Origin of the sequence: uncultured Campylobacter sp. (assembly GCF_938045535.1) — a bacterium.
GTDB lineage: Bacteria > Campylobacterota > Campylobacteria > Campylobacterales > Campylobacteraceae > Campylobacter_B.
In genome coordinates this window covers 1-13,002 of sequence record NZ_CALIMQ010000220.1, presented here as the reverse complement: position 1 = coordinate 13,002, position 13,002 = coordinate 1, and the positions used below count along the sequence as shown (strand labels likewise).

The window sequence follows — 13,002 nt, the reverse complement described above, 5'->3', positions numbered from 1 at the left end:
TCGGTGCCCGGGATCTCGTAATCAAACATCAAATTTGCATTGAGCTTAGGGATGCCGTTTGCGACCTTGCGATTAGCGCCCTCGATGCTTACGTTATGCATCTTAGGATCGATGTAGGTAAAGCCTCCTAGCACGCTTAAATTTTGCGTAATTCGTCCGCCGCTCATAAACTCAAATCCACGGTTGCGCTGCTCGCCGTTTATGCCATAAAGCCCCGTAGAGCTATTTAAGTAGGCGATCGGACGACGTATATCGAAATACGCCACGCTAAAATCGATCATATCGGCTACGCGGATCTTAGCGCCTATCTCGTGCTGCTTGGAGCGATACGGCGACGTAGATGCGACCTCGCCGTTATGCGGGCCACTCTTATAAACATAGGTAGAGCCCTGCTGCAAGCTATCTGCGTAGGTGTAGTAGATGCTGGCATCCTCTACCGGATGAAAGATCAAGCTGCCCGCCCAGCTATAGCCCGAATCGCTGTAGGCTTTAACAAGTCTTTGCTGGCGATTATTGTAGGATTCCTGCCTCATCCACGCCTTAGATGCGCTTAGCATCACGTCAAATTTATCGTTTATCGTGATATCATCTAGCACCGAGACGTTATACATATCCAAAACAGCGTAGTGATACAGACCGCTTCCGCGTCTAGCACCGGTGTAATTTAGAATTTTAGGATCGTAGATATTGCCTATAGTAGGCGAGACATAGTTGGTACTCGCGTTTTTATATCTATCCTGCGTCCAGTGATAGCCGTTGGTCTGCACGCTGAAATCATGCTCGATATCGCCCGTGTTAAACTGCGTATTGGCCTTGAGATAGCCGCTTGGTAGATCGAATCTATATGCCGCCGTAGCACCGCCGCTGTGTTGAGTATAATAATCGCCCGGCTTCGTCCACTTCGCATTTGGGTTACTTAAACATATAGCAGGCTTTCTATTATTCGGCAAAGCAGCGTAATTAGCGCAATCAAACCCTTCAGGAAGCAAATAGTTTACGACGCTGTGAATGTCGCGATCGGTGCGCTGAAACTGAAAGCCGCCCTCTAAATACCATTTATCGGTAGGCGTAAATTTAAATTTAGCGCTTGCAGTAGTGGTTTTTAGATGCATTCCTCCAAAGCTCTGTCCTAATCCACGCTCTGAGGAATCCACCGCCCTTGGAAGCGTAATTCCGTCCGTAATCTTGCCGTCTTTAACGCCGAGGGCAAACTGCCCCGCAAAACCCTTGGTATTGTGCTCATAATAGCTAGCCGCGGTTTCAAAAATAAGATCGCCCGTAGGATAAAATTCCATCGTGACGCTGGCTAGGCGGCGCTGCAAATTTGAGCCCTTCGGTTGTCTGTCGCCGTTTGATCCGTAAAACACCGCGCGGTAGCCGAATTTTTCAAATTTATCGGATAGATCAAGTCCAAGACCTAGATTGCTTCGCGACATATAATCGCTCCAGATGATGTATTGATCTTTTACGGGGCGCTTGCGCGTGTAGCTGAAAATCCCGACCGGATTTTGCGCGCCGTAGAGAGAGCCTGCGACGCCGTTTTGCACCTGAAAGCTCTCAAACATCGCCATCGGAATCGCCGTCGTCGAAATCGTATAAAAGCCGTCCCAGAAGCTGTTGCCTACGACGCTACCCTCAAAACCGCGCGTCTGCGGACGTCCGACCGTGGCGCCGCCGCGCATCTGAATCTGCGCGGACGGGAAGTATTTGACCGCCTCCTCGTAGCCGGTGACACCTTGGTGATTTATGATTTCCTTGCTGATCGTGTTGATCTGATAGGGAAGATCAAGTGCGCGCTTGCCGGCAAGCATGCCTTGCTGCACGTTTTTGCTCAAAAAGCCCTCGTCGATGCCGCTCTCGCTGATATTATCGCCGACGGAATTTACCTCGATTACGCCCATATTCTGCGATTTTTCAGGCGCAGAATTACTGCCGCTTTGCACTGCAGCCAAACTGCTGCATAGTAAGCACATACATGCCGCTAATGAAATTTTAAATTTCATCGTTTTCCTTCGTTCCATTATTTTCCCTTCGTTATGGATATATTTAATATTATTTTTTAGCATATTAGAAAAATTTTCCTAAATTTAGACTAAATTCGAGATATAAATTTATATATTTGTAGTCGTATTTTTGCAGTTTAAAATTTCATAGACAATATACTGCGATACAAAAGAAAAATTGTGCAAATTTATATGAAATTCTAAAATTTTAATGTAAAATCGCCCGTATGAAAAAACTAATACCCGCGCTTATGCAAGTGCAAAACCGACTTAAAAATTTCTTCCGCCTCTACGATACCGAGCTCATGCACCATGCATCAAGCCTTAGCTTTCACACGATTCTGGCGCTACTGCCGGTGCTGATGGTCTCGCTTAGCGTTTTTATGCAGCTGCCAAGCTTCAAAGGCTACTACGACAAGATTATGGGCTTTATCTTTTCAAACTTCCTGCCTGCAAATCAAGCGAGCATGGCGCATTATATCGAGGAATTTATGGCAAACGGGCTAAGCCTTGGCGTAACGGGCTTTTGCGCGGTGCTAGTTACGTCGGTGCTATTTTTCGGAGACTTTGAAGCAATAATTGCGCGCATTTCGCATTCGCCCGAGCGGAGCTTTTTTAAAAGCCTAAGCACCTACTGGACTCTGATGACGCTCGCTCCTGTGGGGCTTGGAGCGTCGTTTTATATCAGCGGCGAGCTTCAGGAGCTACTAAATAAAACCGAGCTTACGAGCTGGATAAATTTGCTTAAAATTCTACCCTACTTAATCGTTTGGGGGATCTTTGCGATCACTTACGCTACGGCGATCAACCGCGAGATCCGCGCAAAAGCGGTGCTTGCCTCATCGCTCGTAGCATCGATTTTATGGTGGCTTTCAAGACTGGTTTTCGCGCAATACGTCTTTTATAACAAAACCTATCTTAGTATCTACGGCTCGTTTTCGGTCGCGTTATTTTTCTTTCTGTGGATCTACATAAGCTGGATTTTCTACCTATACGGCGTGAAATTCTGCGTATTTTTGGACGCTAAATTTAAAAGAGGTGGCGAGTGACAAAGCGCCTGAAATTTTTAAATTTCATAACGAATTTTACGAAAAATTATAGTAAGAATTGATGATAATCGCATATAAATTGGCAGCTTTAACGATAAGTTCTCGTCAGTAAAAGGATTAAATTTGAGCTCTCGTCTTTGTTTGGTCTATATACGAGCGATCTACTTTAAATTATAGAATTTCTCAAGGAGGGCTAGATGGCGTTTGTAGCAGAATATATTTCTAAAGAGGACTTGGAGAAATATGATATTTTAAGCAATATGAACGAGTTATTGATGAAACACAATTACACATACCCAATCCAGGATAATGATACCGATTGGATGAATTGGGTTATCGATAGGCAAAGAGATGCTTGGCTTATTCATGTATGTTTGGCATCTATGCCGGATCCGCGAGATGGCTATACGGGTGAGGATATTTGGTTGTTTCACTATAAATGTAGAGATATCGAGCTTGATATAAGGCGAATTTATGATGAGGCTACGAGTAAATATTTCACGGAAAATCCATTTAAAATCAAATATAAATTCCAAAGCGTAAATTCTGATATTGGAGATATTTCAATGGATGAAATTTATGAAATTTTAAATGAAGCATTATTGGAATATGGAGATGACGGCATTGATGGCAGAAAATTTTTGCCAAAGGAACATGAAGTCGTAACTTTTCTGCACGATTAAAATTCAAAGAACCGAAGAGCTGCGTTTAAATACATCTAATATTTCACTATCAAATTTCAATTTTCTACTACGCTATAAAACGCCCCACTCTTTTTTATATTCGTTTATTATCTCATCGGGCGTTTTTTCTCCCTTATCGACCTTGATAAGATCGATTATATCTTGCTCGTTTGCAAACATACCCTCTATCGCGTGGTTGCAGATGATAGATCTGTTTTGCTCGTATTGTTCTACGCTCAGCCCGTCTTTATATTTTTCAAGTATAGCCAAACTCTTTTCTAAACTATAAACTTCCGGATATTTTTGCATGCTTTATCCCCTATCAATATAGAAATTTTATCAGCCACGGTGTCCTATTAAAAAGCAAAACTCAAGCGGGCAGGCGCAATTTTTGCTACGAATAGCTTGCAAGTAGTTCGCACTTCGCCGCAGCTAAAGCAGATAACTATTAGATGACGAGAAATTTTACTGCAAGTAGCTCACAAATAAATTTAACAAAACCCTTATCAAGCAAAAAAACGAAGGTAAAAGCCGTCAAGTAAAACTGCTACTCCCTTACGATGAAAGCTCCAGTAAACTTGCCATTATGCGCGAAATCTCTCGCCTCATCCTCGCTTTTAAATCCACTTAAAAAGACGCGATAAATCGGCGCGCCATCTATGCTAAATTCTTTGATGATCGCAGGATATCCCGCCGTGCCGTGGTAATCGCGCTGATAAATTTGTGCGCCGCTTCTGTTTCTAAACGCACCGATTTGCACCATAAAATTTCCGCCGACGATGGTTGCTTTTGGCGAGCCTTTGGCGATTGTATGTCCGTAAAAGCCCACTACTTCGAGCTTTACAGGTGCCGTACCTTTAGCAAATACGCCTACTAAATTAGCAGCTGTTTTGCTAAGATCGATGATGCGACCATCCACGAATGGACCGCGATCGTTGATGCGCACGGTTGCGATAGCGCCGGTGTCGCGATTCGTGACCTTTACCATAGTATTCATTGGATAGGTTTTGTGCGCGGCGGTCATGCCGTTCATATCGTAAATTTCGCCGTTTGAGGTGTATTTGCCATGAAAATTCGGCCCATACCAGCTGGCGATGCCGATTTGAGTGTCACCGACGCTTACTTGCTCTGGATAGTAGGTTTTGCCGTTGATTTTATAAGGGCGCATGGTGGCGGGAGAGTTTTTGCCGATCTTGCCCGCACCGCCCGCAGACGATCTAGACGACGGTGCGGTGCGAAACGAGCAACCGGCAAGAATCAGCGCAAAAAGCGCACTAAAAAGAGCGATTTTCTGGTACGACACCTACGATCCGATCTTATTTGTTGAATTTTATATTATTTAGCGCTATTTCGTTTTTGTCTTTGAGGCTAAGCTCGTTCGCCAAACCTGCTAACACGCGTCCTGGCTTGCGCTGTTTCAGACGTGGTTCATACGCTTGAAATGCGCCTTGATTTACGACAAATTCTGCATATTTGCTTTGTGGGATATAAAAGAAGTACTTGCCGTTAAGCGGCGAAATTCCGTTTTTAATATGCGCGTTGTAGTCCTGCATCTGCGATGGCGAAATTCCGATCTGTTTTGCAACCGCGCTTAGCTTTGTGCCCGGAGCTACTGCGATACGCTTTAGCCCCCACGGCTCGCTTTCAAAAAGCAGAATTTTACGCATATTTTCATTTTGAGCAATGTAAGCGTATTTAATAATGCGCTTGATAAAATTCTTAGTCTCATTAGGAAGTGCGGGACTTTTTAGCAAGCGATCCAGATCATCGCTGCCAGTAGCTGCAATCGCATTTTTAAGCTTTTGATCGCCACAATTATACGCCATTAGCGCTAAATACCACTTGCCAAAATTTTGCTTCAGATGCAAAATATACGAAAACGCAGCATCCGTAGAGGCTGCGGGATCGCGACGCTCATCTACGGCGCTATCTACTCTAAGACCGAAATTTTTCGCAGTTGCCGGCATCAGCTGCCACATACCACCTGCGCTAGCGCCCGAAGTTACGGTGTTTTTAAGATGAGATTCTACCATTGCCAAATACAATAAGAATTCCGGAGCTTCGATGTTATCGACCTCGGATTTGACTAAGTAGGCATTGTGCGACTGCGAAGTCACGATATGCTTAAACTGCTTGCGATCGCTTGCATTGATCGCACGGAATATGCCCGCGACTACGTTTTTGCTCGATTCGTTATTTTCGATGCCGAATTGATTTAAAATATAGTCGTGATTTGCGCGCATCAGACCGGGCTGGCTCGCAAACGCTTCGCCCACTAAAAGTAGGGCTAGCAGTATAAATTTTATGGCTTTCATATCTCTCCTTTGATTTTATCGCCAAAAAGCCTACAGGCGTTTTGAGTCGTTATTGCTTCGACCTCTTCTACGCTTAGGCTTAAAATTTCCGCGACTTTTTCTACCACGAGTCTCGTAAATGCAGGCTCGTTGCGCTCGCCGCGATACGGATGCGGAGTTAGATATGGTGCATCCGTCTCGATTAAGAGGCGCTCTTGCGGAATTTGCGGTAAGATCTCAGCTAAGTTTTTTGCATTTTTGAATGTCAAAACTCCGCCGATACCGAAGTAAAATCCGTATTCGCTAAGACCTAGCAAAAGCTTGCTGGCATTGAAGCAGTGTAAAACACCGCCGCATAAATCGCCGGCGCGATCTTTTAGAATTCCAAAGCTATCTTCGTTTGCTTCTCGGATATGGACTATAAGTGGTTTTTGAAGTTGTGTTGCTAGATCGATTTGTGAGATGAAGGCGTCTTTTTGGAGGGAGATTTCTAAGGCTTTGGCTTCCTTGCTCTCTTGATGCTTAAGTCTGAAGTAATCAAGACCGCATTCGCCAACGCCCACGCATTTGGGATCGTCAGCATACCGCTTCAGCACCTCCATATCGAAAGAATCTATCTCGTATGGATGCACCCCTACGGCAAAATACACATTATTCCGCGCGTGCGAAATTTTACATGCCTTATCTAGGTCTGCTACATCGGCACCGGGAATGATGATGCTACGCACGCCTGCAATCGTGGCGCGCTCAATCACCGCGTCCAAATCGGCGTCGAAACTAGCATCGTCTAAATGGCAATGTGTATCTATAATCATAAAACTCACTTGATAAAATTTTTCGAAGCGGATTTTACGTCGTTTTGCAAAATCACACTTAAATTTAAATTAAACGCGGTATTGTAGCAAAAAATTTCAGATTTAAACTTAAGCTTAAAATTCCTTCAGCTTTGTCTTAGTTTTTTAGCGAATTCCAGGGCTTCTGCAGTAATAGTCTCGCCGCTTATCATACGAGCTAACTCTGTTATTTTCTCATTTTCGCTTAATAACCTCACGCTAGATTTGCCGTTCGTTTTACTTACTAAAAAGTGTGACGCAGCCTTTGAGCTAAGCTGCGGCTGGTGCGAGATCGCAAAAATTTGATAAAATTTTGAAATTTTTACCAGCACGTTTGCAATACTCATCGCCTCTTTTCCGCTTAAATTTGAATCAATCTCGTCTAAGATCAAAATTCCCTCGCCGTTATTTGTAAGCTCCAAGCTTGCCGCGATGAAAGCAAGGCGCAGGCGGTTCGTCTCGCCTGAGCTTAAATTTTTAAATTCCGTCTTGTACAAGCTGACGCAAATTTCGTCCGTGCCGCGCTCACTAAGAACCGCGGGCTTAAAACTAAGCTCCACTCCGTCCATATAAAGCTGCTTTAGATAGGAATTTATCAGATCCTCGAGCCGTTTTTTAGTGCCCTTGCGAGCCTCGCTGATTTTTTCGGCAAGGGTAGCGGTGCTTTCACTAAGGCATTTAAATTCCGCTTGCAACTTGGTTTTTTCAAAGCTTAACTGCTCGTAATGCTCAAGCTCCTTCTTGCGCGCTTCAAGCGTAGCTAGCGCCTCCTCTACGCTTCCGTAGCGCCTATTTAGCGCGCTAAGAGCTTCGATGCGATCTAAAATTTTCTCTATGTCGATATTTTCGAGCTCGTCTAAATTCAAGCTTTCTTGCTTTAGCCGCAGCTCGTTCATTGCATCCTCAAAAAATGCGCTATCCAGCCCGCTAAGACTTAGCGCTTCGATGACGCTGCGTTCTAGCTCAAAAACACCCTGCGCCTTAGCCCAAAGTTCTTCGATCTTATCTTTTTTACTAAGCTTTTTTTTGATCTGCAAAAGCTCCTCATATTCGCCGATCTTAGGCGATACGCGCTCGATTTTTTCAATCTCAAAGCGAGCAAATTCCTTTAACTCCTCAATCTTGCGCTCTTGATCCAAAATTTCATCCAGCTGCTTTTTTGTACGGCTAAATTCCACAAAAGCGCTTTGAAGCTCCAATAGGCTTTGCGCGTGCGCCGCATCTTTTTTCGCGGCGATAAAATCAAGTAATTTTAGCAAGCTGTCGCTACTCATTTCGCCGGCGTTTTTCGCGCCTAAAAATTTTACGTATTCGCCGGCGATCATGCTTAGATTTTTTTTTGAGACCGATTGAGAATTTATAAAGTATCGCAAGCTACGCTCTTTTAGGACGCGAAAAATATTTGGCGTATCGTTTATCAAGCCGAAATTTTCCATATCAAATTGATGCTCTACGTCCGCTTCTATGAGCTCAGCCTCGCATTCTTTAAGACCGAACACCGCTAAAATCGCGCCTATTAATACCGATTTACCCGCGCCGCTGATACCTGTAAATACGCTAAGTCCCGGACCAAAACTAAGCTCGCTCTCGCAAAAACCTAGATTATTTTTAATATAAATTCTTTCTAGCATCCGCCGTGCCCCCATCTGAGTTTGGCTTTTAAAACGTCGAAATAATCGTAGCTTCTGCGTTTTATTAAATTTACCTTTGCGTGCGAAATTTTAACGCTCACGCTGTGAAATTCCGCCATATCAAAAACATCTTGTCCGTCGATGACGACGCTAACTTCGGAGCTTCCGGCGTTTTTGAAGCTCGCGAGATATTCTTTTGGCAGGATCAAAGGCCGCTGCGTCAGGCTGTGCGAGCAGATTGGCGTGACGCAAAACACGTCGCACAGCGGATAGACGATCGGACCGTTCGCGCTCATATTATACGCGGTCGAGCCCACGGCGGAGCTTACGATCACGCCGTCGCCGTAGTAGGTGTTGAAATATTTTCTATTTAAAAACGCATCGATCTTCGCCATCGAAGAGATATGGCTGCGGGTGATTACGACGTCGTTAAATGCGGTCTTGCGGACGATCTTGCCGCTGCCGTTTTCCAGTATCACTTCGAGCAAAAACGGGCGCTCGATCTCGTATTCGCCGCGCAGAAATTCCTTCAAAAATTTTGCAAATTCGCTCGGCTGCACGTCCGTTAAAAACCCGAGAGTGCCCGCGTTGATACCCAAAATAAAGGCGTTTTTGTCGCTCAGCAACCTCGCAAGCCCGATGAGCGTGCCGTCGCCGCCGAGGCTAATTAAAAAATTGGTCTTTTTTAAAATTTCTGCAAGCGTATGCGACTTAAGGCCGAAAAATTCCGCTCCGTCCTCTTCAAGCAAAAGCTCAATACCTTGCGCTTTTAAAATTTCGCAAATTTGCTCCACGACGGGGCGAATCTCTTCTGATTTTTTAGCTATTAGCCCCGCGAATTTAAGGTTTTTATGAATTTTGTTTTCCATAGTTTTATTTTATAAAAAATTAGCTTTGTAAAAGCAAAATTTAACTATACTTGCGTTTTACAAATAATTTTAAAGGAGTAAATTTGCGAAGTCATTATTGCGCCGATTTGAGTAAAAACGATATCGGCAAAAGTGTAACCGCGTGCGGCTGGGTAAATTCTTACCGCGACCACGGCGGCGTTATTTTTATAGATTTGCGCGACCGAAGCGGGCTTTTACAGCTAGTCTGTGATCCCAAAGATAGCCACTCGGCATACGAGGTAGCAAATACCGTGCGAAACGAATTCGTCCTAAAAGCTGTCGGCAAGATCCGCGCTCGCGGCGAAGGGCTTGAAAATCCAAATTTAAAAACCGGCGATATCGAAGTCGTAGTAGAAAGCTTAGAGATCGAAAACCCAAGCAAGCCGCTTCCTTTCGTAATCGGCGATAAAAGCGTCAACGAAGAAACGAAGCTGAAATACCGCTTTTTGGATCTGCGCGCTGAGGGAAGCTTCGATAAATTTAAGATGCGTTCCAAGGCCGCGATCGCCGCGCGAAATGCTCTTGATAGGCTCGGCTTTGTGGAGGTCGAAACGCCGATCTTAACGCGCGCGACGCCTGAGGGCGCTAGGGACTATCTGGTGCCTAGCCGCGTCTATCCGGGCAGCTTCTACGCGCTTCCGCAAAGTCCGCAGCTTTTCAAGCAGCTTTTGATGTGCTCGGGCTTCGATAAATACTTCCAGATCGCGCGCTGCTTCCGCGACGAAGACCTGCGCGCCGACCGCCAGCCGGAATTTACGCAGATCGATATCGAGATGAGCTTCAACACTCAATACGACGTAATGAGCGTAGCCGAGGAGGTTTTAAAGGACATTTTTAAATCCTGCGGTCGCGAGATCGTCACCCCTTTTAGACATATGGAGTACAAAGACGCGATGGAGCTTTACGGCAGCGACAAACCCGATCTGCGCTACGATATGCCTTTCATCGACGTAGCCGATATTTTTGAAAAATCGAGCAACGAAATTTTTTCAAATTTAGCCAAGGATCGTAAAGCTAACCGCGTTAAAGCGCTAAAAGTCGAGGGCGGCGATCTGAAATTTAGCAAGCGGCAGATGCAAGGCTTTGAGGAGTACGTGAAAAAATTCGGCGCGCAAGGGCTTGCGTTTATCCAAGTAAAAGAGGACGGTCTAAAGGGGCCGCTGGTAAAATTCTTTGAAAAAAGCGAGCTGGACGAGCTTATCAAGCGCTGCGAGCTTAAAGTCGGCGACGTCGTATTTTTCGGCGCGGGTAAAAAGAAAATCGTGCTTGATTATATGGGCAGATTTAGAATTTTCCTCGCAAACGAGCTCGGCCTCATAGATCCGAACAGGCTTGAGTTTTTGTGGGTCGTAAATTTCCCTATGTTTGAGCAAAACGACGACGGCAGCTATTCCGCGATGCACCATCCTTTCACTATGCCGAATAACCCCGATGAGCCTGATTTGGAGGATATTACCTCGATTGCCTACGACGTCGTGCTAAACGGTATCGAGCTTGGCGGCGGCAGTATCAGGATCCACAAAGCGGATATTCAAGAAAAGGTCTTTAGACTGCTTAAGATCGAGCCTGCGGAGCAGAGGGAGAAATTCGGCTTCCTGCTCGATGCGCTAAGCTTCGGCGCGCCTCCGCACGGAGGTATCGCGATCGGCTTTGATAGGCTGATGATGCTGGTTACCGGCTCAAGCAGTATCCGCGAGGTTATCGCGTTTCCTAAAACGCAGCGCGCGCAGTGTCCGCTCACCAAAGCCCCTAGCGTCGTTACAGACGAGCAGCTTCGCGAGCTAGGTCTTAGGCTTCATAAGAAGGAGCAAAAATGAAAAGCCTTTTTCTAATCATCGGCGCTCCGGGCAGCGGCAAAACGACCGATGCGAGTATGATCGCTCAGATGAATCAAAGCATCGAGCACTACTCCACGGGCGATCTGCTACGCGCCGAGGTAGCAAGCGGCAGCGCTCTTGGTAGGCAGATAGACGGCTTCATCTCTAAAGGCAATCTCGTGCCGCTTGATATCGTTGTAAATGCTATCGTTAGCGCGATTAAAAGCTCGCCTAAAGACTTCATCATCATCGACGGCTATCCAAGAAGCGTCGAGCAGATGAGCAAACTAGACGAGGTACTGCGAGGCGACGATGATGTAAATCTTAGCGCAGTCATCGAGGTGTGCGTCAGCGAGGAGGTCGCCAAGGAGCGTGTTTTAGGACGCGCTCGCGGAGCAGACGATAACGAGGAGGTCTTTAAAAACCGCATGGCGGTATTTTCAGAGCCGATCGAGGATATCCGTAAATTTTACGGCGACGCAGGCGTATTTTACAGCGTAAACGGCGAGCGCACGGTCGAGGAGATCGTAGCGGACATAAACGCTATAATCGCCGCGCAGATCGAAAAATTAGGCTAGCGCGCTTGGATGGCGGCTTGAATTTTAAGTGCCTTTGGCTTCTTTTTCATACCGCAAGCGGCGCAGATCGTGCTTAAATTTAATGCGCCTCCGAAGCGAGCGCGCTTTTAAATTTATAGCTTGCCGTTGCGCGAGATAATTAAAATTTAAGCGTAAATTTAAGCGGCTCGCTGTGTAAATTTAAATGCGATCGTCAAATGCAAGCAGCTCTTAAATTGATGAAATTTCAGATCTGCTTGCGGACGCAGAGATTAAAATTTTAAGGATAGATATGGTTAGAAAATTTTTACTTAGTATGGTTTTGTGCGCGGCCGCATTCGGTGCGGGTGGGTTCGTTCCAAGCGGCTCCGCGGCGCAAACTCAGCCGTTAAGCGTCAAAGAAGCGCTTAAATTAAGAGATGATTCTTCTGTCGTAATCGACGGCAAGATAAAATCTCAACTCAAACACGAGCATTATAGATTTGTGGATCAAAACGGCGATAGCATCGAGGTTGAGATCGATGATGACGTTTGGTGCGGCGTGAGCGTGGATGAAAATACGCTCGTGCGCATTAGCGGCGAGATCGACAAAGATTTTACCAAAACTACGATAGATGTGAAAAATATCAAAATTTTAAATTCTAAATAAAGGAAAAACTATGGATCTTTCAAAGATAAAAGTGGGCTCAAACCCCGATAAAATCAACGCGGTAATCGAGATCCCTTACGGCTCGAACATCAAATACGAGATCGACAAAGAAAGCGGCGCGCTCTGCGTAGATCGCGTGCTCTATGGCGCGATGTTTTACCCCGCAAATTACGGCTTTGTGCCGAATACCCTAGCAGACGACGGCGATCCTGCAGACGTTTTGGTGCTAAACGAATACCCGCTTGCCGCAGGCAGCGTGATCCCGTGCCGCTTAATCGGCGTTTTGATGATGGAGGATGAAAGCGGAATGGACGAGAAGCTACTTGCCGTGCCGGTTAGCAAGATCGATCCGCGATATGAGGGCATCAAAGGGGTCGCCGATCTGCCTAAAGCTACGCTGGATAAGATCAAAAATTTCTTCGAAACCTACAAGCTTTTAGAGCCGAATAAATGGGTCAAAGTGAAGGATTTTGCAGGCGCCGCGGAAGCGGAGAAAATTCTAGACAAAGCGATCAAGGCTTATAAATAATACATTTTTGCGTACTCGGCGCGAAAATTTAATCAAAATTTGACCGATCCGCTCGGTCAAATTTATC

The 13,002-nt window shown here is 45.6% G+C and carries 13 protein-coding genes; 6 read left to right on the top strand and 7 right to left on the bottom strand.

Annotation, left to right across the window (positions count from 1 at the left end; translation table 11 throughout):
* On the bottom strand, nucleotides 1-2,021 hold a 2,021-nt coding region (locus Q0095_RS06765), incomplete at its 3' end, for a TonB-dependent receptor (RefSeq protein ID WP_297882555.1).
* Between the two features lie 209 nt (nucleotides 2,022-2,230).
* Between Q0095_RS06765 and Q0095_RS06760 the strand changes: the two genes are divergently transcribed.
* Nucleotides 2,231-3,052 carry a YihY family inner membrane protein gene (locus tag Q0095_RS06760; RefSeq protein WP_297882554.1) on the top strand — a complete coding sequence of 274 codons (822 nt, stop codon included), beginning with the start codon at nucleotides 2,231-2,233 and terminating at the stop codon, nucleotides 3,050-3,052.
* Nucleotides 3,053-3,249: 197 nt separating this feature from the next.
* A complete protein-coding gene (locus tag Q0095_RS06755; protein WP_297882553.1) occupies nucleotides 3,250-3,735 on the top strand; it encodes a hypothetical protein in 486 nt (161 codons plus the stop codon).
* 72 nt (nucleotides 3,736-3,807) lie between these two features.
* On the opposite strand, the gene Q0095_RS06750 is transcribed toward Q0095_RS06755, so the two are convergent.
* The 6 genes from Q0095_RS06750 to Q0095_RS06725 form a co-directional block, all read right to left on the bottom strand.
* On the bottom strand, nucleotides 3,808-4,044 hold the full coding sequence (locus Q0095_RS06750) for a hypothetical protein (RefSeq protein WP_297882551.1): 237 nt from the start codon (nucleotides 4,042-4,044) through the stop codon (nucleotides 3,808-3,810).
* A 238-nt stretch (nucleotides 4,045-4,282) separates the two neighbouring features.
* A complete protein-coding gene (locus Q0095_RS06745) occupies nucleotides 4,283-5,038 on the bottom strand; it encodes a septal ring lytic transglycosylase RlpA family protein (protein WP_297882550.1) in 756 nt (251 codons plus the stop codon).
* Between the two features lie 13 nt (nucleotides 5,039-5,051).
* Nucleotides 5,052-6,050, bottom strand: a complete 999-nt coding sequence (locus Q0095_RS06740; protein ID WP_297882548.1) for a lytic transglycosylase domain-containing protein — start codon at nucleotides 6,048-6,050, stop codon at nucleotides 5,052-5,054.
* Nucleotides 6,047-6,844 carry a TatD family hydrolase gene (locus Q0095_RS06735; protein WP_297882547.1) on the bottom strand — a complete coding sequence of 266 codons (798 nt, stop codon included), beginning with the start codon at nucleotides 6,842-6,844 and terminating at the stop codon, nucleotides 6,047-6,049. Before Q0095_RS06735 ends, Q0095_RS06740 begins: the two co-directional genes overlap by 4 nt.
* Nucleotides 6,845-6,969: 125 nt before the next feature.
* The gene (locus Q0095_RS06730) at nucleotides 6,970-8,493 is read right to left on the bottom strand and encodes an AAA family ATPase (RefSeq protein ID WP_297882545.1); all 1,524 of its coding nucleotides are present in this window, start codon (nucleotides 8,491-8,493) and stop codon (nucleotides 6,970-6,972) included.
* On the bottom strand, nucleotides 8,487-9,362 hold the full coding sequence (locus tag Q0095_RS06725) for an NAD(+) kinase (protein ID WP_297882544.1): 876 nt from the start codon (nucleotides 9,360-9,362) through the stop codon (nucleotides 8,487-8,489). Before Q0095_RS06725 ends, Q0095_RS06730 begins: the two co-directional genes overlap by 7 nt.
* Nucleotides 9,363-9,445: 83 nt before the next feature.
* Here Q0095_RS06725 and aspS point away from each other — a divergent pair, with 83 nt between their 5' ends.
* The 4 genes from aspS (at nucleotide 9,446) to ppa (ending at nucleotide 12,935) form a co-directional block, all read left to right on the top strand.
* Nucleotides 9,446-11,200, top strand: a complete 1,755-nt coding sequence (gene aspS / locus Q0095_RS06720; RefSeq protein WP_297882542.1) for an aspartate--tRNA ligase — start codon at nucleotides 9,446-9,448, stop codon at nucleotides 11,198-11,200.
* Complete coding sequence (locus tag Q0095_RS06715; RefSeq protein WP_297882540.1) at nucleotides 11,197-11,778, top strand: adenylate kinase; 582 nt, start codon at nucleotides 11,197-11,199, stop codon at nucleotides 11,776-11,778. Before aspS ends, Q0095_RS06715 begins: the two co-directional genes overlap by 4 nt.
* Nucleotides 11,779-12,049: 271 nt before the next feature.
* Nucleotides 12,050-12,406, top strand: coding sequence for a NirD/YgiW/YdeI family stress tolerance protein (locus Q0095_RS06710; protein ID WP_297882538.1), 357 nt, complete (start codon nucleotides 12,050-12,052; stop codon nucleotides 12,404-12,406).
* A gap of 10 nt (nucleotides 12,407-12,416) precedes the next feature.
* Nucleotides 12,417-12,935: an inorganic diphosphatase gene (gene ppa / locus Q0095_RS06705; RefSeq protein WP_297882535.1), complete on the top strand. Its 519-nt coding sequence runs from the start codon at nucleotides 12,417-12,419 to the stop codon at nucleotides 12,933-12,935.
* The last annotated feature ends 67 nt before the right edge of the window (nucleotides 12,936-13,002 follow it).

What these genes read in the sequence shown, in the direction of transcription:
- Q0095_RS06755 (WP_297882553.1), top strand. Translation starts at nt 3,250, where the DNA reads ATGGCGTTTGTAGCAGAATATATTTCTAAAGAGGACTTGGAGAAATAT.
- Q0095_RS06735 (WP_297882547.1), bottom strand. Translation starts at nt 6,844, where the DNA reads ATGATTATAGATACACATTGCCATTTAGACGATGCTAGTTTCGACGCC.
- Q0095_RS06750 (WP_297882551.1), bottom strand. Translation starts at nt 4,044, where the DNA reads ATGCAAAAATATCCGGAAGTTTATAGTTTAGAAAAGAGTTTGGCTATA.
- Q0095_RS06725 (WP_297882544.1), bottom strand. Translation starts at nt 9,362, where the DNA reads ATGGAAAACAAAATTCATAAAAACCTTAAATTCGCGGGGCTAATAGCT.
- ppa (WP_297882535.1), top strand. Translation starts at nt 12,417, where the DNA reads ATGGATCTTTCAAAGATAAAAGTGGGCTCAAACCCCGATAAAATCAAC.
- Q0095_RS06730 (WP_297882545.1), bottom strand. Translation starts at nt 8,493, where the DNA reads ATGCTAGAAAGAATTTATATTAAAAATAATCTAGGTTTTTGCGAGAGC.
- Q0095_RS06760 (WP_297882554.1), top strand. Translation starts at nt 2,231, where the DNA reads ATGAAAAAACTAATACCCGCGCTTATGCAAGTGCAAAACCGACTTAAA.
- Q0095_RS06715 (WP_297882540.1), top strand. Translation starts at nt 11,197, where the DNA reads ATGAAAAGCCTTTTTCTAATCATCGGCGCTCCGGGCAGCGGCAAAACG.
- Q0095_RS06710 (WP_297882538.1), top strand. Translation starts at nt 12,050, where the DNA reads ATGGTTAGAAAATTTTTACTTAGTATGGTTTTGTGCGCGGCCGCATTC.
- Q0095_RS06740 (WP_297882548.1), bottom strand. Translation starts at nt 6,050, where the DNA reads ATGAAAGCCATAAAATTTATACTGCTAGCCCTACTTTTAGTGGGCGAA.